The sequence below is a fragment of the Kribbella sp. NPDC050124 genome, from assembly GCF_044460355.1.
In the GTDB taxonomy this organism is placed as follows: domain Bacteria; phylum Actinomycetota; class Actinomycetes; order Propionibacteriales; family Kribbellaceae; genus Kribbella.
This window is the reverse complement of sequence record NZ_JBITJU010000012.1, coordinates 82,074-106,435: the sequence shown is the minus strand read 5'-3', so window position 1 is coordinate 106,435 and position 24,362 is coordinate 82,074. Positions and strand designations below refer to the sequence as shown.

Annotated in this window: 24 protein-coding genes; 13 read left to right on the top strand and 11 right to left on the bottom strand. The window is 69.2% G+C overall.

Annotated features, from left to right (window positions below):
* Positions 1 to 70 precede the first annotated feature (70 nt).
* From ACIBL3_RS26265 to ACIBL3_RS26255, 3 genes are all read left to right on the top strand, one after another.
* Positions 71 to 697, top strand: a complete 627-nt coding sequence (locus tag ACIBL3_RS26265; protein WP_396356219.1) for a TetR/AcrR family transcriptional regulator — start codon at positions 71 to 73, stop codon at positions 695 to 697.
* A gap of 100 nt (positions 698 to 797) precedes the next feature.
* Positions 798 to 3,425, top strand: coding sequence for a phosphoenolpyruvate carboxylase (locus ACIBL3_RS26260; protein WP_396356218.1), 2,628 nt, complete (start codon positions 798 to 800; stop codon positions 3,423 to 3,425).
* Complete coding sequence (locus ACIBL3_RS26255) at positions 3,425 to 4,234, top strand: biotin--[acetyl-CoA-carboxylase] ligase (RefSeq protein ID WP_396356217.1); 810 nt, start codon at positions 3,425 to 3,427, stop codon at positions 4,232 to 4,234. The genes ACIBL3_RS26260 and ACIBL3_RS26255 overlap by 1 nt, the downstream gene beginning before the upstream one ends.
* A 93-nt stretch (positions 4,235 to 4,327) precedes the next feature.
* On the opposite strand, the gene ACIBL3_RS26250 is transcribed toward ACIBL3_RS26255, so the two are convergent.
* Complete coding sequence (locus ACIBL3_RS26250) at positions 4,328 to 5,260, bottom strand: MFS transporter (RefSeq protein WP_396356216.1); 933 nt, start codon at positions 5,258 to 5,260, stop codon at positions 4,328 to 4,330.
* A gap of 296 nt (positions 5,261 to 5,556) precedes the next feature.
* On the opposite strand from ACIBL3_RS26250, the gene ACIBL3_RS26245 reads away from it, so the two are divergent.
* The gene (locus tag ACIBL3_RS26245) at positions 5,557 to 6,165 is read left to right on the top strand and encodes a PH domain-containing protein (RefSeq protein WP_396356215.1); all 609 of its coding nucleotides are present in this window, start codon (positions 5,557 to 5,559) and stop codon (positions 6,163 to 6,165) included.
* 7 nt (positions 6,166 to 6,172) lie between these two features.
* Here ACIBL3_RS26245 and ACIBL3_RS26240 read toward each other — a convergent pair whose 3' ends face one another.
* Entirely contained in the window at positions 6,173 to 7,021 is an 849-nt protein-coding gene (locus ACIBL3_RS26240) for a helix-turn-helix transcriptional regulator (protein WP_396356214.1), read from the bottom strand.
* 86 nt (positions 7,022 to 7,107) lie between these two features.
* Here ACIBL3_RS26240 and ACIBL3_RS26235 point away from each other — a divergent pair, with 86 nt between their 5' ends.
* The 6 genes from ACIBL3_RS26235 to ACIBL3_RS26210 all read left to right on the top strand — a co-directional run bounded on the left by ACIBL3_RS26235 (position 7,108) and on the right by ACIBL3_RS26210 (position 13,003).
* Positions 7,108 to 7,911 carry an SDR family NAD(P)-dependent oxidoreductase gene (locus tag ACIBL3_RS26235; RefSeq protein WP_396356213.1) on the top strand — a complete coding sequence of 268 codons (804 nt, stop codon included), beginning with the start codon at positions 7,108 to 7,110 and terminating at the stop codon, positions 7,909 to 7,911.
* Positions 7,912 to 7,949: 38 nt separating this feature from the next.
* On the top strand, positions 7,950 to 10,130 hold the full coding sequence (locus ACIBL3_RS26230) for an MMPL family transporter (RefSeq protein ID WP_396356212.1): 2,181 nt from the start codon (positions 7,950 to 7,952) through the stop codon (positions 10,128 to 10,130).
* The gene (locus ACIBL3_RS26225) at positions 10,127 to 10,648 is read left to right on the top strand and encodes a nuclear transport factor 2 family protein (RefSeq protein ID WP_396356210.1); all 522 of its coding nucleotides are present in this window, start codon (positions 10,127 to 10,129) and stop codon (positions 10,646 to 10,648) included. The genes ACIBL3_RS26230 and ACIBL3_RS26225 overlap by 4 nt, the downstream gene beginning before the upstream one ends.
* A gap of 84 nt (positions 10,649 to 10,732) precedes the next feature.
* Complete coding sequence (locus ACIBL3_RS26220; RefSeq protein ID WP_396356209.1) at positions 10,733 to 11,158, top strand: hypothetical protein; 426 nt, start codon at positions 10,733 to 10,735, stop codon at positions 11,156 to 11,158.
* 38 nt (positions 11,159 to 11,196) lie between these two features.
* Entirely contained in the window at positions 11,197 to 12,276 is a 1,080-nt protein-coding gene (locus tag ACIBL3_RS26215; RefSeq protein WP_396356208.1) for an SMP-30/gluconolactonase/LRE family protein, read from the top strand.
* Positions 12,277 to 12,349: 73 nt separating this feature from the next.
* Positions 12,350 to 13,003: a MerR family transcriptional regulator gene (locus tag ACIBL3_RS26210; protein WP_396356207.1), complete on the top strand. Its 654-nt coding sequence runs from the start codon at positions 12,350 to 12,352 to the stop codon at positions 13,001 to 13,003.
* An 11-nt stretch (positions 13,004 to 13,014) separates the two neighbouring features.
* On the opposite strand, the gene ACIBL3_RS26205 is transcribed toward ACIBL3_RS26210, so the two are convergent.
* Positions 13,015 to 14,178: an acyl-CoA dehydrogenase family protein gene (locus ACIBL3_RS26205; RefSeq protein WP_396356206.1), complete on the bottom strand. Its 1,164-nt coding sequence runs from the start codon at positions 14,176 to 14,178 to the stop codon at positions 13,015 to 13,017.
* Between the two features lie 124 nt (positions 14,179 to 14,302).
* Between ACIBL3_RS26205 and ACIBL3_RS26200 the strand changes: the two genes are divergently transcribed.
* A complete protein-coding gene (locus ACIBL3_RS26200; protein ID WP_396356205.1) occupies positions 14,303 to 15,640 on the top strand; it encodes a UDP-glucose dehydrogenase family protein in 1,338 nt (445 codons plus the stop codon).
* Positions 15,641 to 15,660: 20 nt separating this feature from the next.
* Here the strand turns inward: ACIBL3_RS26200 and ACIBL3_RS26195 are convergent, their stop codons facing one another.
* The 3 genes from ACIBL3_RS26195 to ACIBL3_RS26185 form a co-directional block, all read right to left on the bottom strand.
* Positions 15,661 to 16,881 carry an MFS transporter gene (locus tag ACIBL3_RS26195; RefSeq protein WP_396356204.1) on the bottom strand — a complete coding sequence of 407 codons (1,221 nt, stop codon included), beginning with the start codon at positions 16,879 to 16,881 and terminating at the stop codon, positions 15,661 to 15,663.
* Between the two features lie 74 nt (positions 16,882 to 16,955).
* On the bottom strand, positions 16,956 to 17,459 hold the full coding sequence (gene purE / locus ACIBL3_RS26190; RefSeq protein ID WP_396356203.1) for a 5-(carboxyamino)imidazole ribonucleotide mutase: 504 nt from the start codon (positions 17,457 to 17,459) through the stop codon (positions 16,956 to 16,958).
* A gap of 10 nt (positions 17,460 to 17,469) precedes the next feature.
* Complete coding sequence (locus tag ACIBL3_RS26185; protein WP_396356202.1) at positions 17,470 to 18,642, bottom strand: 5-(carboxyamino)imidazole ribonucleotide synthase; 1,173 nt, start codon at positions 18,640 to 18,642, stop codon at positions 17,470 to 17,472.
* A 155-nt stretch (positions 18,643 to 18,797) separates the two neighbouring features.
* On the opposite strand from ACIBL3_RS26185, the gene ACIBL3_RS26180 reads away from it, so the two are divergent.
* Positions 18,798 to 19,358, top strand: coding sequence for a GtrA family protein (locus ACIBL3_RS26180; protein ID WP_396356201.1), 561 nt, complete (start codon positions 18,798 to 18,800; stop codon positions 19,356 to 19,358).
* Here ACIBL3_RS26180 and ACIBL3_RS26175 read toward each other — a convergent pair whose 3' ends face one another.
* Positions 19,359 to 20,246: a hypothetical protein gene (locus tag ACIBL3_RS26175; protein WP_396356200.1), complete on the bottom strand. Its 888-nt coding sequence runs from the start codon at positions 20,244 to 20,246 to the stop codon at positions 19,359 to 19,361.
* Positions 20,247 to 20,298: 52 nt separating this feature from the next.
* On the bottom strand, positions 20,299 to 21,111 hold the full coding sequence (locus ACIBL3_RS26170; RefSeq protein ID WP_396356199.1) for a phytanoyl-CoA dioxygenase family protein: 813 nt from the start codon (positions 21,109 to 21,111) through the stop codon (positions 20,299 to 20,301).
* 70 nt (positions 21,112 to 21,181) lie between these two features.
* On the opposite strand from ACIBL3_RS26170, the gene ACIBL3_RS26165 reads away from it, so the two are divergent.
* A complete protein-coding gene (locus tag ACIBL3_RS26165; RefSeq protein WP_396356198.1) occupies positions 21,182 to 22,081 on the top strand; it encodes a helix-turn-helix domain-containing protein in 900 nt (299 codons plus the stop codon).
* Here the strand turns inward: ACIBL3_RS26165 and ACIBL3_RS26160 are convergent.
* The 3 genes from ACIBL3_RS26160 to ACIBL3_RS26150 are packed head-to-tail and all read right to left on the bottom strand — an operon-like array spanning position 22,025 to position 24,329.
* Positions 22,025 to 22,417: an MAPEG family protein gene (locus ACIBL3_RS26160; protein ID WP_396356197.1), complete on the bottom strand. Its 393-nt coding sequence runs from the start codon at positions 22,415 to 22,417 to the stop codon at positions 22,025 to 22,027. The two genes, ACIBL3_RS26165 and ACIBL3_RS26160, sit on opposite strands and share 57 nt — an antisense overlap.
* Complete coding sequence (locus ACIBL3_RS26155) at positions 22,414 to 23,376, bottom strand: hypothetical protein (protein WP_396356196.1); 963 nt, start codon at positions 23,374 to 23,376, stop codon at positions 22,414 to 22,416. Before ACIBL3_RS26155 ends, ACIBL3_RS26160 begins: the two co-directional genes overlap by 4 nt.
* On the bottom strand, positions 23,373 to 24,329 hold the full coding sequence (locus ACIBL3_RS26150) for a glutamate-cysteine ligase family protein (RefSeq protein WP_396356195.1): 957 nt from the start codon (positions 24,327 to 24,329) through the stop codon (positions 23,373 to 23,375). The genes ACIBL3_RS26155 and ACIBL3_RS26150 overlap by 4 nt, the downstream gene beginning before the upstream one ends.
* Positions 24,330 to 24,362 lie beyond the last annotated feature (33 nt).

Genomic DNA, 24,362 nt, shown 5'->3' with positions numbered 1-24,362 from the left:
CCGTAGGCGCATCCCGGTCCGGGTTCCTACCAGACCGTAGGAATTTCCTACGATCTGGTAGGTTTGTCAAGTGGTGGAGGACTCCGAACCGCGCCGCCGGGCGGCCCATCTGGGCCCGGAGCGCCGGCGGCCGATGATCCTGGACGCCGCCCTGCAGGTCTTCTCCGAGAAGGGCTACGCCGGTACGACGATGCAGTCGGTGGCCGACGCCGCCGGGGTGACCAAGCCGGTCGTCTACGCCTCCTTCGGCAACCGCGACGAGCTCCTGCTGGCCCTGCTCGCCCGCGAGGAACAGCACCTGGTCGCCTCGATCGTCGCCGCGCTGCCGGCCGATCCCGGTGTCGGCACTCCCGAGGAGCACGTCCTCGACGGCCTGACCGCCTTCCTGACCACCGCCGCGCAGCACCCGCAGTCCTGGCGGATCGTCTTCGGAGCCCAGTACGGCGCCGCGCCGGTGGTCGCCGATCGAGTGCGAGCCGCCCGGGCGTTCCTGGTCGAGGGCCTGCGGCTGACCCTGATGCAGTCGCTGCCCGGCGTCACGGACCCGGACGCGAACCTGCCGGTCCTGGCGGAGATGCTCGCGTCGATGACCGAGGCGTGCGCCCGGATGCTCGTCGTGGACGGCACCGAACGGACCCCGGCCGAGCTGGCGAAAGTGGTTTCGCGGGTCGTCGGAGGCGGGTTCGGCAACGTCTGACCCGCCGTACTGGCAGGTAGCTCCGGATGGGGTCACGATCAGGCTTCCAGCAGGCGGACCGAGCGGCGCGGGCGTGCGCCCGCCGATAGGGTGGGCGAACGTGACCGAGACCGGTAGTGAGACCCGTACCCGCGCACGGTTCGAGGTGCCCGAAGAACTCCGGGCCGACGTGCGCCTGCTCGGCGAGATCCTCGGCAAGGTGCTCGTCGAGTACGCCGGTCAGCCGCTGCTCGACGACGTCGAGAAACTCCGCGAGCTCACCATCGCCGGTGACGGCGCGGCGGCCGAGCAGTTGGTCGCGTCCTGGCCGCACGAGCGGGCCGAGGACGTGGCGCGGGCTTTCACCTGCTACTTCCACCTGACCAACCTGAGCGAAGAGCTGCACCGCGCCCGGGTGCTGCGCGAGCGCGACCGGGCGGGGAACGCTCCGGTGGTGTCGGAGCTGGCTCAGGCGGTCGAGAAGATCTCGGTGGAGAGCGGCGAGCAGCAGGCCCGGGCGCTGCTGAACGGGCTGGAGTTCCGCCCGGTGCTGACCGCGCACCCGACCGAGGCCCGGCGGCGCGCCGTACTGGCGACGATCCGGCGGATCTCGTCGCTGCTGGAGGAGCGGTCCGACCCGCGCGCCGGCGACAGCGAGCTGGCCGAGAGCCAGCGCCGCCTGATCGAGCAGGTCGACATCCTCTGGCGCACGTCGCAGCTGCGGACCAGCCGCCCGTCGCCGCTGGACGAGGTGCGGTCCGCGATGGCGGTGTTCGAGGAGACCCTGTTCGACGTCGTCGGCAACGTGTACCGCCGGCTCGACGACGCGCTGGCCGGTGACGCCGCCGGGACGAAGCAGCCGGTGGTGGCGCCGTTCGTCCGGCTCGGCTCGTGGATCGGCGGCGACCGCGACGGCAACCCGAACGTCACCGCCGCGATCACCCGCGAGGCCATGCAGATCCAGGCCGACCACGTGCTGCGGGCGCTCGAGCGGGCCACCGACGAGCTCGGCCGGGCGATGACCCTGGACGCGGCGACCACGCCGCCATCCGCGCCGGTCCGCCGCATCCTGGAGGACGCCCGCGCGGTCAACCCGGACCTGATCGCCGACATCGAGACCCGCTCGCCCGCCGAACCACACCGTCAGCTCCTGCTGCTTGCTGCCCGTCGGCTGGCGGCTACGCGCGCCCGGGACGCCGACTTCGGCTACCCGCGGGCCGCCGACTTCCTGCACGAGCTGAAGGTGCTGCAGGACTCGCTGGTGACCGCAGGCGCGCCGCGGCAGGCGTTCGGCGAGCTACAACAGCTCATCTGGCAGGTGAACTCGTTCGGCTTCCATTTGGCCGAGCTGGAGGTCCGCCAGCACTCCTCGGTGCACACCAAGGCACTGGAAGAGGTGCTGGGCGGCGGTGAGCTGTCCGACCAGACCGAAGAGGTGCTCGCGACGCTTCGGGTGATCGGCCAGATCCAGCAGCGCTTCGGCCCCGAGGCCTGCCGCCGGTACGTCGTCTCGTTCACCCGCAATGCCGGTGACCTCGCCGCTGTCTACGAGCTGGCCGACGCGGCTATGGACGGTCGGCCGATCGAGCTGGACGTCGTACCGCTGTTCGAGACCGGTGAGGACCTGCAGAACTCGGTGGAGGTGCTGGACAACGCGATCCAGCTCACCCGGGTCCGGCACCGGCTCACTGCGAACGACCGGCGCTTCGAGGTCATGCTCGGCTACTCCGACTCCGCCAAGGACGTCGGACCGGTGTCGGCGACCCTGGCTCTGTACGACGCGCAGGCGCGAATCACCGCGTGGGCACAGCGCAACGCGATCCGCCTGACCCTGTTCCACGGCCGCGGTGGTGCTCTTGGTCGTGGCGGTGGTCCTGCGAATCGCGCCGTACTGGCGCAGGCTCCTGGGTCGGTGTCCGGGCGCTTCAAGCTCACTGAGCAGGGCGAGGCGATCCCTGCTCGCTACGGCAATGCGGCGATTGCCCAGCGGCATATCGAGCAGGTGACTGCGGCGACGCTGCTGGCGTCCACTCCGGCTGTCGAGGAGCGGGCGGCTGCTGCGGCCAACCGGTTCTCGGTGGTGGAGAAGACCCTCGACGAGGCCGCGCGTACGGCGTACCACCGGCTGGTGAAGGCAGACGGCTTCGCGGAGTGGTTCGGCCGGGTGACTCCGCTGGAGGAGCTGGGTCAGCTGCCGCTCGGATCGCGTCCTGCGCGTCGTGGTGTGGCGGTGTCGTCGCTGGAGGACCTGCGGGCGATCCCGTGGGTGTTCGCGTGGTCGCAGGCCCGTGTGAACGCACCGGGCTGGTACGGCCTCGGTACGGCGCTGGCCGCCGTCGGGGATGTCGCCGTACTGCGGGACGCGAACCAGAACTGGCCGCTGTTCCAGGTGATGCTGGAGAACGCGGAGATGTCGCTGGCCAAGACGGACCGGCGCATCCTCGGCCGCTACCTGGAGCTGGGCGACCGGTCGGACCTGACGCAGCTGATGCTCGACGAGCACGCGCTGACGACCGAGTGGGTGCTCAAGGTGCTCGACCAGGACCGCCTACTGGCCGGACGGCGCGTCCTCGGCCGTGCGGTCGAGCTGCGCAACCCGTACGTCGACGCACTGAGCTACCTGCAGTTGCGTGCACTGCGGACGCTGCGCACAGACGACTCGCTGGACGAGGAGCAGATCGTTCGGACCCGGCGGCTGCTGTTGCTGACCGTCTCTGGTGTTGCCGCCGGTCTGCAGAACACCGGCTGATGTTCAGCGACCTGGAACGGCCGCCGCTCGACGCACGCTTCCTGAGCGGGCGGCTGATACGACCCGGCTCGCTCTGGACGCAGATCGACGTACTGGCCGAGACGGAGTCGACGAACGCGGTCGTGGCCGCTGCTGCGGCTGCGGGTGCTCCTGAGGGGCTGGTGGTCACTGCGGAGCACCAGTCGTCGGGTCGCGGGCGGCTGGGGCGTACGTGGACCACTCCGCCGCGGTCTGCCCTGCTGACATCGATCCTGCTGCGTCCGACGGCTGTTCCCGCGGCGCGGTGGCCGTGGCTCGGGTTGCTGGTGCCGTTGGCGGTGGCGGCCGCCGTACGACGGGTGGGGGAGATCCCGGCTCAGGTGAAGTGGCCGAACGACGTACTGGTCGAGGACCGCAAGCTGGCGGGCATCCTGCTCGAGCGTGTCGACGGACCGGCGGCGGTGGTGGGCATCGGGCTCAACGTGACCCTGCGCGAGTCGGAGAAGCCCCATCCTGCTGCTACGTCGCTGGCGCTGGAGCATGCTGCGACTACTGATCGAGTGACTGTGCTTGCCGCCGTACTGCGAGAGCTTGCGACTCGCTATCAGGCCTGGCGTGATGCCGATGGTGACCCGGAGACGATCCTGCCGGAGTACCGCGAGCACTCCGCGACGCTCGGGCGCCAGGTGCGCGTGGAGCTGCCGGACGGAACGTTCCTGGAGGGCAGAGCGCGCGACCTGGCCGACGACGGGCGGCTGATCGTCGACACCCCCGACGGCGTACGACCACTCGCCGCCGGGGACGTGACGCACCTGCGTACTAGCTCGTGAAGATCTTCGCTGCGGTGATCAGCGTCTGGATGATGCCGTAGCCGAGCAGCACGGCGACCAGCAGCCAGGAGATCACCAGGCGTGGGGTCTGGTTCATTTAGCCGCCTCCATCGTCGGCTCGGATCGTTCGTGGAACCGGGTGGCGACCGGGCGGATCAGCAGGTTCGCGACGAAGCCGACGGCCAGCACACCGACCATCGTGAACAGCGCCGGCCGGTACGCCTCGGCCGTCAACGTGCCCGGTTTCCCTTCCCGGTCGAGGAATCCGTTGATGATCAACGGCCCGGCGATCCCGGCCGCGGACCACGCGGTCAGCAGCCGGCCGTGGATCGCGCCGACCTGATACGTCCCGAACAGATCCCGCAGGTACGCCGGAACCGTCGCGAACCCGCCGCCGTAGAACGACAGGATGACCGCCGCGAGCAGGACGAAGATCACCGTGCTGTTGTGGCCGACCGTGGCCAGCAGGAAGTAGGCGATGATGCCGACGCCCAGGCACATCGCGTAGATCGGCTTGCGGCCGATCACGTCCGACGTACTCGACCAGCCGAACCGGCCGGCCATGTTGAAGATCGACAGCAACCCGACGAACCCGGCGGCCGCGGCGACCGCGACCGTGGACTTGCCGTCCGCGCCGCGGAAGAAGTCCTGGATCATCGGGCTGGCCTGCTCCAGGATGCCGATGCCCGTGGTGACGTTGCAGAACAGCACCACCCACAGGCACCAGAACTGCGGGGTCTTGATCGCGCTCGCGGCCGACACGTGGTTCGTGGTGACGAGCGCCTTCTGCTGCACCGTCGCCGGGTCGAAGCCGTCCGGCCGCCAGTCGTCGACCGGCACCCGGATGTTGAACACCCCGAACATCATGATCACGAAGTAGCCGATGCCCAGCGTCAGGAACAACGCGACCAGCGCCCCGCCGCCGGCCACCGACGCACTGTTGCCGGGGTCGTAGTTGTCGTCGTACAGGCTGAGCAGTTGTCGTGACAGCGGGCTGGCGACGAGCGCGCCGCCGCCGAAGCCCATGATGGCCAGGCCGGTGGCCAGACCGGGGCGGTCTGGTCGCGTACGCCTGGCCGATGCACAGGTGAACGGCGAGCGCAGCCGGCGGGATCAGCCAGCGGCTGTAGCCCGGCGGAGCAACGGTGTGCTCCCGGTCGAGTACCGACAGAATGGCCATCACGGCTCCTTCTCTGCCCCAGTAGTTACTCCTCGCGCATACTGGCGCACTGTATGCATTTTGTGAAGAGTTAAACCACTGGGCGGAAAGGCTGTGGTGCCGGGACGGGACAAGCGAACCCGGGAACTGTGACACTGGGACCATGGCGATCTCGGCGAAGTTGTTGGGTGAGGACGAGTACGTCGTCGTCAGCACCCGGACGCACTGGAAGGCGCTGATCTTCCCGGTGTTCGTGCTGCTCGTGGTGGCGGGCGTGGGTGGCTTCGTGGCCGCGATCGTGCCGTCCGGCAGCCTCCAGACGCCGGCCCGGATCGCGGTCCTCGCGGTCGGCGTGGTGGTGCTGCTGACATTCGCCGCGAAACCGTTCCTGAACTGGTTCTTCTCCACCTACACGCTGACCAACCGCCGTCTGATCACCCGGCACGGCATCCTCACCCGGACCGGCCGCGACATCCCGCTGATGCGGATCAACGACGTCTCCTACGAGCACGGCCTGATCGACCGCATCCTCGGCTGCGGCACCCTGCACATCGAGTCCGCCGGCGAACGCGGTCAGGTGGTCCTGCCCGACGTACCGCACGTGGAGCACGTCCACCTGCAGATGTCCGACCTCCTCTTCGGCGGCCCCGAAGGCCGCCCCGGCGACGGCATCCTCGACAACGAAGAGCCCCCGGAACACATGCGCCGCCGCCCGAACCCCGAGCCTGACTCCGAAACCCTCTTCAGCTCAGACGACAACGACCGCCGCTGACCTCGACTCAGCCGGGCACGTCCATACGCTGTGTGCCGATCACCGAGAGCAGTCGTAGCGCCTCCTCCGCCGGAGAGCCGGGCTCGGCCGTGTAGATCACGACTCGTTGGTCCTGGTCGGTGATGTCGAGGACATCGCAGTTGACGGTGATGGGACCGATGGTCGGGTGGTTGACGGTCTTGCGCAGCGCCGGCCCGGGGTGCACGTCGTGGTCGGCCCACAGCCGGGTGAACTCCGCGCTGCCGGCGAGGAGGTCGCCCACCAGGGTGGCTACCTCGGGGTCTCCCGGATAGCGGGCGGCTGTGGCGCGCAGGTCCCGGGCCGCGGCGCGGGCGAACGCCTCCGGATCGGAGAGGCTGTACGGCAGCTCCCGCGACTGGGGTGCGAGGAAGGCAGCGCGCAGAAGGTTGCGCTCGTGCCGGGTCAGAGCGGAGAAGTCCGCCAGGAGGGCGGTCGCCAGGTCGTTCCAGGCGATCACCTCATAGGTCGCGGACAGCACGATCGCCGCGGCGTGCGGCAGCCGCCGCAGAAGGTCGAGGATGCTCTGCCGTACCTCGCGTGGGGGCCCTGCCGGTTGTGCGCGCGGGGCGCCGGCGAGCTCATGCAGGTGGTTGCTCTCGGCATCTGACAGGCGAAGGGCCCGGGCCAGACCGGCGAGTACCTCACGCGACGGACGCGGGCCACGGGCCTGCTCCAGCCGCGTGTAGTACTCGGTGGAGATGAACGCCAGCTGCGCCACCTCCTCGCGGCGCAACCCCGGAGTACGGCGGCGCCGCCCGGCGGGCAGCCCCACGTCGTCAGGGGCGATGCGTTCGCGCCTGCTGCGCAGGAAGTCGGCCAGCTCTCGTCTGTCCACGTCCCCAGTGTGCGCAGGTGCCGCCGCGCCATCCAGGTACGACTTGTGCCTGGATCGGCCCTGAGCCCGAATGCAGGCTCGCTGCCATGGACATTCCACCGATCACCGATGCCCCCACACCCGTCGCTCATGGCCTACTGGCCGGCAAGGTCGCCTTCATCACCGGTGCCGGCCGGGGCATCGGCGCCGCCGCGGCGCGGCTGTTCGCCCAGGAAGGCGCGCGGGTCCTGCTGGCGGCCCGGACGGAGGCACAGCTCAAGGCCGTGACCGAGGAGGTCCGGGCAGCCGGTGGCACCGCCGACTACGCGGTCTGCGACCTGGCCGACGGGTCCAGCATCCGTGCCGCCGTCGAGCGCGCCGTCAACCTGTACGGACGCCTCGACGTCGCATTCAACAACGGCGCGACCGCTGTGCCGCCCAGTCCCATGGACCAGTCGACCGAGGTCGACTTCGACCACCTGTACGCCGTGAACCTCAAGGGCACGTGGGCGGCGATGGTCGCCCAGATCGCAGCCATCCGGGCAACCGCCGGCACGGGTGCCATCGTCAACAACTCATCCGTCGGCAGCCTCAGAGGCAACGCCCCGCTGCCCGCCTACGGCGCGATGAAGCGGGCGGTCAACAGTCTCACCGAGTCGGCGGCGATCACCTACGGCCCGGAGGGCATCCGGGTCAACGCCATCGCTCCTGGCACCACGTTGACCGACATGGTCCGCGGCTGGGAGGAGCTGTCACCCGGTGTCCTCGACCAGCTCAACGCGCGCACCCCATTGCGTCGTGCAGCCGAGCCCGACGAAGTCGCCCAGGCCGCCGCCTGGCTCCTCAGCGACCGGGCGTCCTACGTCACCGGCACGATCCTCTCGATCGACGGCGGCCTCCAGGCGGCATGAGCCCGCGACGTGTGACAACTCATTCAGGAGGTCTCTCCGTGTTTGCTTGGCTGGGGCGCTTCGCCTACGTGCGCAGGCGCTTGATCCTCATCGCGGCAGCCGTGTTCGTGGTCTTCGGTGGCGCGTGGGGGATCGGGGTCTTCGGTTCGATGATCACCGACGGGTTGGAGCCACCGGACGCGGAGTCCGCCCGCGCCACCGTGCTGCTGGAGAACCACTTCGGGCACCAGCCGGGTGACCTGGACTCGGTGGCGGTCTACACCGACCCCACCGGCGAACTGACGGTCGACGACCCGGCCTTCGAACAGGCTGTGACAGCGGCGCTCAACCGGCTGCCGGAGTCCGAGGTCCTCTCCTCGACCAGTTACTGGAGCCCGCAGCTCACCGCGGAGGAGCGCGCCGCGTTCGTCTCCGAGGACCGGTCGTCCACGATCGTCACGATCACTTTGCAAGGTGCGGACACCACCGAACGCCTCGAGTCGTACGGCGAGATCGAGGGCCTGGTCCGTGCTGACGGCAGTCAACTGGAGACCTACACCGCTGGCGGGTCCACCAGCGTGTACCACCTCCAGGAGCAGGCCACCGAAAGCCTGGCCACCGCCCAGATGATCTCGCTGCCGATCCTGCTGGTCCTGCTGCTGATCACCTTCCGTGGCCTGGTGGCCGCCGCCCTCCCTGTCGGCCTGGGGATCCTGGCGATCATTGGCTCGATGGTGCTGCTGCGCTGCCTGACGTACGTCACGGACATCTCGATCTTCGCCATGGAGATCACCACGCTGCTCGGCCTCGGCCTGGCCATCGACTACGGGCTCTTCGTCGTCGGCCGGTTCCGCACCGAACTCGATCGCCATGGCGACGTGAGCGCAGCGCTCACGGCGACGATGAACACGGCCGGGCGCACGGTGGCCTTCTCCGGTCTGGTCGTCGTCATCGGACTCTGTGGGCTGCTGTTCTTCCCGCAGCCGATCTCCCACTCGTTCGGCTGGGCCGGCATCACGGTCGTCCTCTTCAACATCCTCGCTGCGCTCGTGCTGTTACCGGCCACGCTGGCGGTGCTCGGCCACCGGATCAACGCGCTCAGTCCTCGCAGGCTGCGTCGCCGGCCCGGCGCCGTCACCCGGGAGGACCGGGCGTGGGCCGCGCTGGCCCGCTCTGTCACCCGGCGGCCCCTCCCGTGGCTGGCCGGCGGCCTCTTGGCGCTCTTGGCCGCCGCGGCCCCACTGCTCGCGCTGGAGCCGGGCCTGACCAACCACCGTTACCTGCCCGAAGACAACGAGGCGCAGGTCGTTCCCGTGATCCTGGCCGAGGAGTTCGCCCCGGGCCATGCGGGCGAATCCCGGTTCGACATCGCAATCTCCGGCCCGGTGGAGGAGCAAGCCCTTTCGGACTACCTGCGAGCCGTAGACAGCGTGGAAGGGGCGTCCGATCCTGTCGTCCACCGCGCCGACGGCGAACTGACCTGGGTGACCGTCGACTTCCGGGGCGAGGTGGACGACGCCCACAACCTGCAGATGGTGCGTGACGTCCGGGCACTCGACGCCCCGGCCGGCGCCGACGAGGTCCTCGTCGGCGGTGACGGCACCCCGCCGACCAGCCTCGACAACAACGAGGCGACAACCGATGCACTGCCGTGGGCACTCGTCTTCGTCGGCCTGTCCACCCTGGTCGTGCTCGTCATCTGCTTCCGGTCGGTGATCGTGCCGCTCAAGGCCGTCGTCGTCGCCTTCCTCTCGCTGGGGGCCTCGCTCGGCCTCGTGATCTGGGGATTCCAGGAGGGCGGCTTCCAGGGCGTGCTGGACTTCCACCTGGTGGGCACGACCGACGTGTGGGGCCTGGCTGTCATCATCACCATCGCCTTCGGTCTGGTCACCGACTACGAGATGTTCCTGGTGAGCCGCATCCACGAGGAGTACCGGGCCACCGGTGACAACCGGCGCTCCATCCGGATCGGCCTGCAGAGCACCGGTTCCGTCATCACGCGCGCCGGACTGCTGATGGTCGTCGTGCTCGCCGCCATGGGCTTCGCCGCCACCTCGCTGTTCGTCATGACCATCGGGATCGGGCTGACGCTGGCAGTGGTGATCGACGCCACCGTGGTCCGCTCGATCATCGTGCCGGCCGCGATGCAGCTGATGGGGCGCGCCAACTGGTGGCCGGGGCGACGGCAAGACCGGCCGGACCACCGTCCGGCTCATCACCTCAACACACGAAGGGCATGAACATGAAACTCTCGCTACTGGCAATCCCCACTGCTCTGGCTACCACGATCGGTGCTGCGGTTTTCGCGGTGCAGGGTCCCCACAACGGGGTCGAGGCTACGACCAAGCAGAAGACGTACGCGCTTCTTGACGCCCTCGAGCGGCAGGACATGCCGGCGATCCGGTCGCTGATGGCCTCGTCGGTGACCTGGTCGAACCCGATGGCTCTCACCGGCGACAACGACAACGACGCCACTCGGCACGTCGGCGAGGACGCTGTGATCGGGTACTTCTCCGGGGAGCTGCAGGACCTGATCAAGACGGTCGACTTCGTTGACGAGCGCGTGACCGTCGACGGCCGAACGTCGATGGTGGAGGCGCGTGGCGACTTCGTCACCGCCACCGGTAGGCCCTATCGCAACGTCTACGTCTTCCGCTTCGACTGGCGCGACGGCGAACTCGTGGCCGGGGTCGAATACCTCAATCCCATGACAATCTGCTGGAGCTTCGAACTACCGCTCTGTACGCCACCGGCCTGAAACCTGACCCGATACCTGGCGTCCCAAGTGCTGCTATGTGTAGTGTGAAGTGTCACTACACGTTTCACAGTATGGGAGCCTGCCATGAGAGGTCGAGTCGGCGAGGTGGCGACGCGGGTCGCGCTGGTCGTCATGGGGCTGTTCACCGCGGTGCCGGTGCTGGCGTTGTTCCAGCCGGAGCAGCTCGAGAGCTACGGGATCGTCGATCCCGAGCCGATGGTGCTCACCCTTCTGCAGCATCGCGGCGTCTTTCAGTTGCTGGCGGGTGCGGCTTTGGTGTGGGCAGCGTTCCGGCGTGACGTGAGGCTGCCGATCGCGGCGGGGGTGATCTTGTCGAAGGGCGTCGCGCTGACGCTGACGTTCTCGCGTCCGGAGGCGCAGGAACAGGCCAGCGCGTTCATCCAGGGCTTCGACCTCGTCTCGATCGCGGTCCTGGTCGTGATCATCGCGACCACGGTCGTAGGCTCTCGCTCCGCCGTCCGGAGCCCGGCCGCGAACGTGGCGCCGTGAACCGCGGAAAGCCTCCCCGGCGCCGACGGGTTCGCCGGGTGGCGCTGACCGTGGTCATGGGGATCGCGCTCGTTCCATTGCTTGCCCTGGGCATCTTTCTCGTCGCCGTCTCGCCGCCGGTCGGGGACTTCCGGCCCCAGACCTGGAACCCCGGGCCGGCACTCGAGATCGCCGCGGACCTGCGATCGCCCGCCGTCGCCACACCGATCACCACCGATTCGCCGTACGGCCCGGAGGACATCGCGATCGATCGTGCCGGCGTCGTTCACCTCGGCGACCGGGACGGCAGCATCCGGCGGGTTCGTCCGGACGGCACCACCGAGCGATTCGCCGAAGTCGGTGGGCGTCCACTCGGTCTGGCGTTCGACGCGAAGCAGAACCTGATCGTCGCGAACCACGGCAAGGGCCTGCAATCCGTGGCCCCGGACGGCACCGTGACCCTGCTGGCCGACCAAGCCGCCGGTGAGCCGATCCTGTTCGCGAACGATCTCGTCATCGGATCGGATGGCGTCGTGTGGTTCACCGACTCGAGTTCGCGCTACAACACGACCACGCTCGGCGACGTGCCGTCGTACCTGATGCCCGATTTCATCGATGGGCGCCCAACCGGTCGACTGCTGAGCTACGACCTGGCCAGCGGCAGGATCGAGCAGGTTCTCGACGACCTGTATTTCCCGAACGGCGTCGCGCTCACCGCTGACGAGGACGCACTGTGGATCGCCGAGTCCACCCGCTACCGCATCCTGCGGTACGCGTTCGACGACCGCACGACGGAGGTGCTCGTCGACGGTCTGCCCGGCATCCCCGACGGCATGAACCTCGACGCCGACGGCTCGGTGCTCGTCGCGCTCTACGACCGTACGAGCGCCCTCGACTCGCTCGTCCTGCCGACGAGACTGGGCCGGGAGATCATGATCCGGTTGCCGAACTCGCTCTTCGTGAACGAGGAGGATCCGCTCACCGGTGCAGTGCTGGTTCTCGACCGGGCCGGCCACCCACGACACCTGCACACCGGCCTCGATCCGGCCGCGACGAACGTCGTACCCCATCAAGGACGGTGGTATCTCGGCGCCCTGCTCGGTCACCCCGTACGGTCGATGCCCGCACGACACACCTAGAGTGAGGCTCACTGTTACGTGTAGTCGCACTCGTCATCGAGTCGGCGGGAGATGCGAGGTCGAAGAGATGCGGATGACGGAACTCAGCCGGCGTTCCGGGGTGCCGATCCCCACCATCCGCTACTACATCCGGGAAGGCCTGTTGCCGGCGGGAGAGTTCACCAGCCCGAACCAGGCCACCTACGACGACTCGCACGTCCGGCGTCTCACCCTGATCCGCGCCATGGTGGAGGTGGGCGAGATGCCGATCGCGGCCGTCGGCAGGCTCTTCCGTCACCTGGAGACCAAGGAAGGAGACGAGTTCGCCACCCTCGGACTCGTCCAGTACTCCTTGGTGCGCGAGTTGTCCCCGTCCGACGGGTCAGAGGCGATGGCACAGGTACAGGACCTGCTCGACCGGCTCGGCTGGCAGGTGCGCGACCAGCACCCGGCCCGATCGGTCCTCGCCGCGACGATCCAGACGCTCGAGCGACTGGGGTACGACGACGTCCTCGGACTCCTCGATCGCTACGCGGCCGCGGCCCACGAGTTGGCCGAGGACGAGGTGGACCTCATGCTGGCCAGAGAAGGCCTGGACAACCGAGCCGGAGCCGTCGTGGTGACCGGGGTCCTCGGCGACGCGATGCTCGGCGCACTTCGGCGGATGGCCCAAGAGGACGTGACCGCAGCCAAGCTCCGGCCCGCCAGACGGAAGTCCGCCACCCCACGTCGCAAGCCGGCGAAGTAGGACGAACCTCCTCAGCCGAGGCCTTTCAGCAGTTGGCGGGCCATGACGATGCGCTGGACCTGGTTGGTGCCTTCGTAGATCTGGGTGATCTTGGCATCGCGCATCATGCGTTCGACCGGGTAGTCGTGGGTGTAGCCGTAGCCGCCGAGGAGTTGGACGGCGTCGGTGGTTACGGCCATCGCGACGTCGGAGGCGAAGCACTTGGCGGCGGCGCCGAAGTAGGTGAGGTCGGCGTCACCGCGTTCGGAGCGGGCGGCCGCGGCGTACGTCAGCTGGCGGGCCGCCTCGATCTTCATGCCCATGTCGGCGAGCATGAACTGCAGGCCCTGGAACTCCGCGATCGCCTGGCCGAACTGCTTGCGCTCCTTGACGTACCCGAGCGCGTAGTCGAGGGCGCCCTGGGCGATCCCGAGCGCCTGGGCGGCGATCGTGACCCGGGTGTGGTCCAGCGTCGCCATCGCCGTACTGAAACCGGTGCCTTCAGAGCCGATCATCCGGGAGGCGGGGATCCGGACGTTGTCGAAGTACACCTCGCGGGTCGGTGACCCCTTGATGCCGAGCTTCTTCTCCGGCGCACCGAAGGAGACCCCCTCGTCGGCCTTCTCCACCACGAACGCGCTGATCCCCTTGGACCGCGCGTCCGGGTCGGTGACCGCGAACACGGTGTAGTAGTCGCTGACGCCGGCGTTGGTGATCCACCGCTTCACGCCGTTCAGCACGTAGTGGTCCCCGTCGAGCACCGCCCGGGTCTTCATCGAGACGGCGTCCGAGCCGGCTTCGGGCTCCGACAGACAGTAGGAGAACATCGCGTCGCCCGCGGCCACCGGCGGCAGGTACTTCTGCTTGACCTCCTCGGAGGCGGACAGCAGCAGCGGCAGCGAGCCGAGCTTGTTGACGGCCGGGATCAGTGAGGTCGAGGCGCAGGCCCGGGCCACCTCCTCGATCACGATCACTGTGGCGAGTGCGTCCGCTCCGGCGCCGTCGTACTGCTCCGGGATGTGCGGGGCGTGGAAGTCGGACGCCTTCAGCGCGTCGTACGACGCCTTCGGGAACTCGGCCAGCTCGTCCACGTCACCGGCGTGCGGGGCGACCTTGGCGTCGCAGACGTCGCGGACCGCCGCCCGGATCGCCTGGTGCTCCTCGGACAGCGCGTACAGCTCGAAAGAGTTACTCACGAGTTGCACTGTACGACGAACAACCCGTGGGCGGAGGACGTCGTACGCCGAAAGTGACCAACAGCGCACGTGCCGGCCATGAGCCGGTCACCGGCCGATAACCACGATGGGTAGAGTCCCGGGCATGACTGACGCGACACCCCGACCACTGCGGATCGCCGTCATCGGCACCGGCTACCTCGGCTGCAACACCGCCGCCGGGATGGCCGAGTTCGGTTTCGACGTGATCGGAGTCGACATCGACGAGCACCGGCTGAAGCTGCTGAACGACGGCAAGGCCCCGCTGTACGAACCCGGGCTGGACCCGCTGCTGAAGAGGCACACCGACTCCGGGCGGCTGCGGTTCACCAGTGACTACCGGCAGATCGCGGACTGGGCGGACGTGCACTTCATCTGCGCCGGCACCCCTCAGCAGGAGGGCGCCGAGGCAGCCGACCTGTCCCAGGTCAACGGCGTCGTCAGCATGCTCGCCCCGCTGCTCACCCGGCCGACCCTGGTCGTCGGCCGCTCGACGGTCCCGGTCGGTACGGCGCAAGCCGTCGAGGACCGCTTCCACGCCGAGTCCCCGGCCGGTACGGCGGTCGAGGTCGCCTGGCAGCCCGAGTTCCTGCGCGAGGCGCACGGCGTCGACGACACGCTGCACCCGGACCGGCTGGTGTTCGGGGTCGAGACCGCGACCGCCGAGACCCGGCTGCGCGAGGTGTTCGCGATCCCGATCGCCGAGGGTTCGCCGGTGGTGGTCTGCAACCGGCCGACCGCGGAGCTGGTGAAGGGCGGCGCGAACGCGTTCCTGGCCACCAAGATCTCGTTCATCAACGCGCTCGCCGAAATGGCCGACGCGACCGGGGCCGACGTCACCCAGCTCGCGGACGCGCTCGGGTACGACAAGCGGATCGGCCGCGGCATGCTCAACGCCGGCCCCGGGTACGGCGGCGGCTGCCTGCCGAAGGACCTGCGCGCCTTCATGGCCCGCGCCGGTGAGCTCGGCGTCGAAGAGGTGATCACGCTGCTGCGCGAGGTGGACGACATCAACCACCACCGCCGGGCCCGGATCGTCGACCTGACGCACGAGGTGCTCGGCGCCGAGTGGGTCGGGCGGAACGTGACCGTCCTCGGCGCCGCCTTCAAGGCCGGTACGGACGACGTCCGCGACTCACCCGCCCTCGACATCGCCGGACGGATCCAGTTGCACGGCGCCAACGTCACGGTCTACGACCCGGAGGCGATGGACAACGCCCGCAAGGTCCGCCCGACGCTGCGGTACGCCTCGTCCGTCCTCGAGGCCTGCCAGGGTGCGCACGCCGTACTGCACCTGACCGAGTGGCCCGAGTTCCGCGAGCTGGACCCGGTGAGCCTGAAGCAGGTCGTCGACACCCCCGCGCTGGTCGACGCCCGGCTGCAGCTGGACTCGGTGCGCTGGCGTGCCGCCGGCTGGACCTACCGGGCCCCCGGCAAGCCTTAGTGCCCCGCGGACACTAGGTCCTACGCAACGGTCGCGCTGCGCAGGACGGGTCTCGTCAGCACGACGATGCCCGTCAGCGCGGCGGCGACCGAGATCCCCAGGCAGACGCCGGTGATGCCGACGCTGTTCAGGTCCGCGAGGGTGCCGAGGATCGGGTTCATCACCACGAGGGCCAGGCTCTGGCAGAGCACCACGACCGACTGCAGCCGGGACTGGTAATCCCGCTCGACCGAGTTCATCAGCAGCGGCAGCACGTGACCGGTGAACGTCCCGACGCCGATCCCGCTGAGCACACCGGCGGCGAAGGCCAGCGGCAGCGGGTCCAGGACCGCCAGGCCGAGCAGCCCCGCCGCAGCCACGAGCAGACCTAGCGCGGCGAAGATTCCCGGCCGCGGGAACGCTCCGCGCATCAGGATGCGCAGCGCGATCACCCCGACTCCCAGGCTTCGACTGGCCACCAGCAGGCCCGCGGTCTTCGCGTCCCACCCGTGTGACCGGGCCAGCAGCGGGAACAGCAGCGCGTCCAGCGGCATCAGCAGGCCGGCCGCCACCGTCATCGTGATCAGCAACGCCCGGGTGAGCGGCCGCCCGAACGCGACCTTGATCCCGGCCGCGATCGACCGGAGCATCCCGGTCGGCATCTGGCCGGGCGGAGCGATCGTCTTCCCGAGCAGGACCAGTACGACGATCATCACGCCGAAGGTCAGCGCGTCGAAGGCGGACGCGGCGGCGAGCCCGGCCCAGCTGACCAGCACACCGCCGACCGCCGTACCGCTGACGGCGAAGACGACACCGGTGACCTGGAAGCTGGCCAGTGCCCGCGGCACCTGCTCCGGCGGGACGAGCAGGCGCGGCATCGAGCGGGACGACGGCAGGAAGAACGCGTCGATCACGCCGACCACCAAGGCCAGTGCGAGCAGCAGCCAGATCGGCTCGCCGGCCGCAAGTGTGACCGGGACCAAGGCGGCCGTCACGACGAACATCGCCGTACAGCTGACCAAGAGCACGCGGGGTGCGCCGAACCGGTCGCCGACCGCGCCGCCGACCAGCAGCAGGGCGGCCCGGGGCGCTGCGGCGAGCAGCAGGACCAACCCGGCGACCCGGCCGCCGTGTTGGGTGGCCGACCATCCGATGGCGAACGTCATCGTCAGGTCGCCGAGCAAGGACACGGCGGCACCGAACAGCCAGATCCAGTACCGGACCGGGATGCGCTGCGTGTCCGATTCAGCGGGCGGAGTCACGATCCATGACCTTAGACGACGGCGGTTGGGATCTCACGACTACCCGGCTCGGCCTGGTGGAAAACAGGCTGTGATCAGCCTTTACGGAGTTGTTCGGCGCCATCACGGACCGTGCTCCCCTTGGCCCGGGCGAGGTCGGCCAGCGACTCCTGGAACGCGACCATCCGGTCGCGCAGTTTCTCGTCCGACGCGGCCAGGATCCGGACCGCGAGCAGGCCCGCGTTGCGGGCGTTCCCGATCGACACCGTGGCCACCGGGACCCCGGCCGGCATCTGCACGATCGACAGCAGCGAGTCCATCCCGTCCAGGTACTTCAGCGGCACCGGTACGCCGATCACCGGCAGCGGAGTCACCGACGCCAGCATGCCCGGCAGGTGCGCGGCACCGCCGGCGCCGGCGATCAGCACCTTCAGCCCGCGCTCGTGCGCCGACCGGCCGTACTCGATCATCTCGGCCGGCATCCGGTGCGCGGAGATGACGTCCGCCTCGAACGGCACGTCGAACTCCGTGCACACCTCGGCCGCCGCCTTCATCGTCGGCCAGTCCGAGTCCGACCCCATCACGATTCCCACACTCATGCCGCAGTCCTTACTCGTCGATGGTGCCGGTCAGGTACGCGGCCGCGTGCCGGGCGCGTTCACGGACGTCCTCGAGGTCGTCGCCGTACGCCGTGACGTGGCCGACCTTGCGTCCGGGCTTCACGGACTTGCCGTAGAAGTGCACCTTCAGCCCGGGATCGCGGGCCATGCAGTGCAGCAGCCCGCGGTGCATGTCCTCGACGTCACCGCCGAGCACGTTGACCATCACCGTGTACGGCGCTCGCGCGGCGGGCGACCCGAGTGGCAGGTCGAGCACGGCCCGGAGGTGGTTCTCGAACTGCGACGTCACGGCGCCGTCGATCGACCAGTGGCCGGTGTTGTGCGGGCGCATCGCCAGCTCGTTGACCAGCAGGCGGCCGTCGCGGGCCTCGAACATCTCGACCGCGAGGACGCCGACCACACCGAGCTCGCCGGCGATCTTCAGCGCGGTCTGCTGGGCCTGGGCGGCCTTGTCCGGGGCCAGACCGGGCGCGGGTGCGGTGACCTCGACGCAGATGCCGTCCTTCTGCACGGACTCGACGATCGGGTAGGCGACCGCCTGGCCGTGCGGCGACCGGGCCACGATCGCGGACAGCTCGCGGACGAAGTCGACCTTCTCCTCGGCGAGGATCGGCACGCCGCTGCCGAACGCGGCCGCGACCGTCTCGTCGTCGGGGCCGTCCGCGAACCAGACGCCCTTGCCGTCGTACCCGCCGCGGGTGGTCTTCAGGATCACCGGGAAGCCGCCGATCCGCTTGGCGAAGTCCTCGACGTCCGCGGGGGACTCCACCAGCTGGTGAGCGGGTGCGGGCGCGTCGAACGTGTCCAGCCGGCTGCGCATCACCGCCTTGTCCTGGGCGTGCACCAGGGCGTCCGGGCCCGGGAAGACCTTCACGCCCTCGGACTCCAGTGCGTGCAGCAGGTCGGTCGGGACGTGCTCGTGGTCGAACGTGACCACGTCGCACTCGGCGGCGAACCGCCGTACCGTCTCCGGGTCGCGGTAGTCGCCGACGGGCGCGTCGGCCACCGCCTGGGCGGCCGACACCGTGGGGCCCTCGGCAAGCACCCGGAGCTGGATGCCGAGCGCGATCGCGGTCTCCTGCGTCATCCGGGCCAGCTGGCCGCCGCCGACCATGCCGACGACCGGCGTACCGACGGGGAGGTCGTTGCGTTCGAACTTCACAGCCTGGAGCCTAATGTCCATACATCAGGCGGGTGGCAGCGGGCCGCAGTGACGCGCGGGGACGCGCGGGCGATTTCGGAGTCGGACCAGTCGCCGGGTACCGTGGGAAGCTGCCCTCCCCGTCGCGGTGTGATCACAGAAGGTTCCGGAGACCGTTGAAGCTCGTCACCACGCTGTACCGCCAGGTCGAGCACCTGGTGCACGAAGTGGCCAAGTTCGGTCTGGTCGGCCTGCTCGGCATGGCGGTGGACCTGCCCATCTACAACTGGCTGGTCTTCAACAACCCGCTGGTCATCGCCGACTCCGGAGTCGGCATGCTGCACCACAAGCCACTGACCGCGAAGGTCATCTCGGTCACGGCTGCCACCGTCGCGACGTACCTGGGCAACCGGCACTGGACCTGGCGGCACCGGGAGCGCTCCGGACTGCACCGTGAGTACGTGCTGTTCTTTGTGCTGAACGGGATCGGCCTGCTGATCGCGGCCGCCTGCCTCGGCTTCTCGCGCTACGTGCTGGACCTGCACAGCTGGCTGGCCGACAACATCTCCGCGAACGTGATCGGCCTCGGTCTCGGCACGCTGTTCCGGTTCTGGTCCTACCGCAAGTTCGTCTTCAAGGAAGAGATCGAGCTCGAGGAGGCCGAGCACACACCGGCCCCCGAGTCGCCGGCCGGACTCGATCCCGAGTCGACCGGCGACCTTCCCGCCGTCCGCTGATCACTCCCCGTTGAGCGGCGCGCCCGGGTCCTTCCAGCGGAAGTAGACGGGGTCGCCGAAGGTCACCGGGACTTTGCCGCGGGACTGGATGACCGTGGTGGTGCCGGTGGCGCGGCCGACGGCGTACAGATAGCCGCTCTGGGTGTCCTTGTCGATGCCGAGCAGCAGCGTGCCGTGCAGGCCGCACTTCTCCGCCAGCAACGCCTCGAACCCCTGCCAGGTCCGCCTGCGGACCTGCTTGACGACCGGCTTCATCGGGGCCGTGGTCGGGACGTGGATCGTGTAGAGCGCACCGCCGTGGGTGTTCGCGAGGAACGTGTCGTACGTCGCGGCCTTGCTGATCAAAACCATCGACTTGACCGCGGCGAAGCCTGGCGCGGACACCCGGTTCTGCCAGGCGCCGTTGACAATCGTCCAGCGGAAGAGCGTGCCGTCGCTGCGGAGAGCGTAGGTGTTCCGCCTGCTGATCCCGGCTTGGGTCGGTCCTTGATACTCGGCTTCCTCCAGCGCGACGTAGCCGGCCCAGCCGCCGCCGATCCGGGTCACGCCGCCGTTCACCGTGTTGTTCGCCGCATGGTATCCGAACCGGTAGAGCCCGTCGCCGATGACGACGTACCCGTTGGCGGAGATGCCGCCGAATCCGTCGCCCAGGACCTCGGCCGAACTGCTGAGCTTCACCTGGCCGGGCGTGAAGAACCCGGGCGCGAAGACGTCGCGACCGCTCGTGTCCGGCGGCAAGGTCGCGACGACCCCTTGCGACGTGTGGTCTCCGGTCGCGGTCACCGACCCGACTCCGATGGCACAACTCGCCGACTCCGCGGCTGTCGCCGTACCTGGTGACAGGATTCCTGCCACCAGCACCGCTGCTGTCCCGATCGCCTTGATCATCTCGCCACCACCCCTTCTACCGAGCTTGATGAACGCGGCAGACCGTTTGTTGCTAACGGGGCCAGAGCAGCGGCTGGATCGCGGGGTCGGTGTAGTCGGGTCCGTTGGTTTCCGGGTCGGTGCGGACGAGGGCGTCGTTGGGGTGGGACGCGCCGGGGCGCCAGCGGTTGGTGGTGGGCTGGAGGTGGATGGCCAGCGATCGGCGGGGCTCGGTGCCGCGGTTGGGGGAGCTGCCGTGGACGGTACGGCAGTGGTGGAAGCTGACCTGGCCACGGCGCATTCGTGGTGTGAAGGGTGTTGGGTCGAAATCCTGGGCAACGAGTGCCGCGTCGAGGGATGCAGTGTCCTGGGAGAAGAAGTCGAGACCCGTCACGTCCCACCGGTGACTGCCGGGCAGGAACGAGACCGCGCCGTTGACCTCGTCGACGTCGTGGAACCCGACCCAGGCGGTGAGCATGGTGTCCGCCGTACAGGACTGCCAGTACTGGCGATCCGTGTGCCACCCGACGCGCGCGGACCCGCCCGGTCGGTCGACCGGCTTCCGAAGGAGCTGGTCGTGCCACAGACGGATGCCGTCGGCACCGGACAGCGCGGCTGCCGTGGCGGCGATGGCCGGGTGCCGGACCAGCGCCGCCAACTCGTCGACCCGCAGCGACGCGTAGTCGTTCTTGCGCAGTACGTCGCCATCCGCCGGCTGCCATCCGCGAGTCACCGGAACGTCCGGCAGCGCGTGGTCGTGGTCGCCGGCGTAGAAGCGCTCCATCCCGCGCTCGGCCGCGTCGAGCACCTCAGCGGGCACGATCACCGGCGAAATCCAGTAGCCGTGCTCGCGGTAGAAGTCGATGTCATCAGATTCTGGCTGCATGTCTCGACCTTAGGGAGGACCTGGCCGCCGAGGCGTTGCCGATGTTCAGGCGACTGGACACAATCTTCAGGTGTCTCTGAGTCGACCGGACGGGCTGCGTGCGGGCTTCCACGCCGAAGTTCATGACCCGGTCAGCGGGCTCGTGCATGCGGGTGAGCAGTGGGTGCCGGAACGGTTCCTGATCGAGCCTCACGAGCACCCGGTCTGGGAGATCTACCTGCAGTTGCACGGCGTCACGCGGTGGGTCGCCGGTGGGGAGAGCTATCTGCTGCAGCCCGGGCACCTGTTCGCCGTACCTCCGAAGCTCGAGCATCACCTGGCCGGGCGGTCGGGCAACCATCACTTCTACTTCGCCGCGGTCGACCTCGATCCCGTCGTACGGCGGCACCCTTCGCTGGCCGTGGACTGGCCTGCGGTCGTGGTGCATCGCGAGGCGGGTGAGCTCGCGTATGCCTTCGCGCAACTCGTGCGCGAGCTGACCACGCGGTACGAGTACGCCGACACCGGCCTGAGTCTCGCGGTCGACCACCTGGTTCTCGCAGTCAACCGGGCGATGACGCCGACCGCCGCGCCGCAACTCGCGATCCACCCGGCGGTGCGGACCGTCAAACGCCTGCTGGATCAGGAGTTCGACCAACGCTGGACGCTCCGCCGGCTCGCCGATCGCGTCGGCCTCGCACCGTCGTACCTGGCCGAGCTCTTCACCGACCACCTCGGCCAGCCCCCGCACCGCTACCTCAACGAACGCCGCATCGACCGCGCCCGCCAACTCCTGGACAGCACCGACCTCACCATCACCACCATCGCCCATTCCCTCGGCTACAGCTCCAGCCAACACTTCGCCCGAACCTTCCGATCCCACACCGGTACCACCCCCACCGCCCACCGTCAGGGCACGCCGGCGGGCGGGGCGTCAGATGGTGGCGATCGCGGTGATGCCGATGGTGATGCCGACGATGTAGGTGCCTAGGGCCCCTATGTCGCGGAGTGGGCCGTGGGAGGCCATCGACTTCGACGTCAGCATGCCGACGGCGTGTGTGGTCCGGACGAAGAGGGCCGCGACGGCCAGTGCGTCGACGAGCCAGCTGTCGGTCAGCGTGGAGCAGACCAGCAGCAGGACGATCATGGTCGGGATGTACTCGGCCGCGTTGCCGTGGGCACGGATCGCGATCAGCAGCGGGTCGGCCGGATCGGTCGGCGCCTGGTTGCCGCCGCCGCGGATTGCGCGATGCCTGGTGACGTTCGCGCCGAGCAGGAAGATCAGGATGCCCATTAGGGCCATCGAAACAATCGTCAACGTGCTCATGCGAGGACTCCTTCGTACTGGGTGATCAGGCGGCTCACCATCGAGTGGCTGAGCCGGGTGCCGAGCAGGGCGTCGGTCTTGTGCATGCCGCCGGGACAGGTCACGTTGACCTCGATCAGCCGGCCGCCGATGACGTCGGCGCCGGCGATGGCCAGGCCGTGCTGGACCAGCAGTGGGCGAAGTGCGTCAGCGATCGCCCGATCGTCGTCGTCGATCGCGGCCGGTGCGACCGGCGGTCCGATCCGGAAGTCGTCGGCGCACGGCCGCCGCAGCACGGCGCCGGCGATCTCGCCGTCGAGCAGGAACAACCGCTTGTTGCCGTACTCAACGGCCGGCAGGTACTGCTGTGCGATCACCTGCCGGCGCCCGCCACGCGTCGCCGACTCCAGCAGCGTGGCTGCGGTCTGGTCGTCGTGGACGAGCCAGACATCCAGCCCGGCGAACCCGTCGACCGGCTTCACCACCGCCGTCCCGACTCGCTCGACGAACGATCGCAGTTCGCTGACCGACGTACCGACGTACGTCGGCGGGCACAGCTCGGGGAACCGCAGCGCGACGAGCTTCTCGTGGACCGCGCGGATCCCATCGGGCCTGTTGACCACGCGGGTGCCTGCCAGATCGAGCAGGTACGTCGTGTGCAGGTAGCGATCGTCGACCGGCGGATCGATCCGCAGGTGCACCACCTCGAAGCCGGCCACGTCGACGATCGCGAGCTCGACCTCGTCCCACCAGGTCGGGTCGACGCTCCAGCGGTGGTCGGCGCCACTCGGGTACCGCGGCCGCAGCCGGATCTGGTGGGCGCGGGCCTGCAGCCGGCCGTCCACGACGGCGAGCTCCTCCGGTTGGCAGCACCACACGTCGAGGCCGAGCTCCTGGCTCGCGTGCATCAGGCCGATCGTGGCGTCGATCTCGGCGTGCAGCCCGGCGAGCGGGTCGGTGACGAACAGGATGCCGTTCATGCGACGAGCTCCACTTCGGGAACAAGTTCGTGACCGCGAGCCGCGGTGGCGGCGTCACCGGCAGCGGCCGAGCGCCAGTGGTCAGCCAGGTGCGCACGCTCCGGCTCGAGTGCCCGCAATGCGGTGCGCCGGCGATCGTCGTCGTACACCAAACTCGTCAGTGCGCTGACCACCTCACCGATCGCATGTGGCTCCTGCACGTCGAGGAAACGGACCTCAAGGTACGTCGACCGCGGTCGGACCGGCGGGAACAGTGTGGTGAGGTGCTCGACCGGACCGCCCGTCGTGAAGACGGTGGCGCCGGCGGCGAAGTCGGTGTACGCCGCGACCGGGTCATCGCCGTACAGCAGGCGATCGTCGAATCCCGTCCGCGCCGGGTCTGTGTCGAGCCAGGTCGTGAGCCGCCCGTGCGGCCCGGAGCTGCGCGCGAACGCGGCGGCGAGGAACGGACCTGCGAGGTTGAGGACCCGCCATTGCTCGGCGCCGGCGCGGCCCGGCCACCAGTCGAGGCAGACCTGCGTGGACGCCGTACGACGCATCATTCGTCGCCCGGCGGGGCCGATCGAGTCGAAGTGCCGGTGCATCGCGACGTACCTCGGCGTGACGAGCTGCAGCGGGACCTCGTGCTCCGGCCGCGGGTCGACCGGAAGCGCGTAGATGCTGATGTGGTCCGCGGCGAGGTGACGCTGGAGGTCGTCGGTGAGCGTGCAGACCTGCGTGACCGGGTCGGTCGTGCACGGCAGGCTCAGCTCGAGCTGGCCGCCGGGCTCGAATCCGACGTACGGCGTGGCGGTCGCAGCCGCGGCCGCCTGCCGAACCCGTTCGATCGGTACGACGGCGCCGGTGGTGCTGTCCGCCACCAAGAACTCCTGCTCCACGGCGACCTGGACGGTCCGGCGACGGGCACGGGTGAACAGGCCGGCGACGATCGGGCGAAGCTCCTTGGGTTCCATGGATCCTCCTGATACTGTAAGGATGCCTGTCGA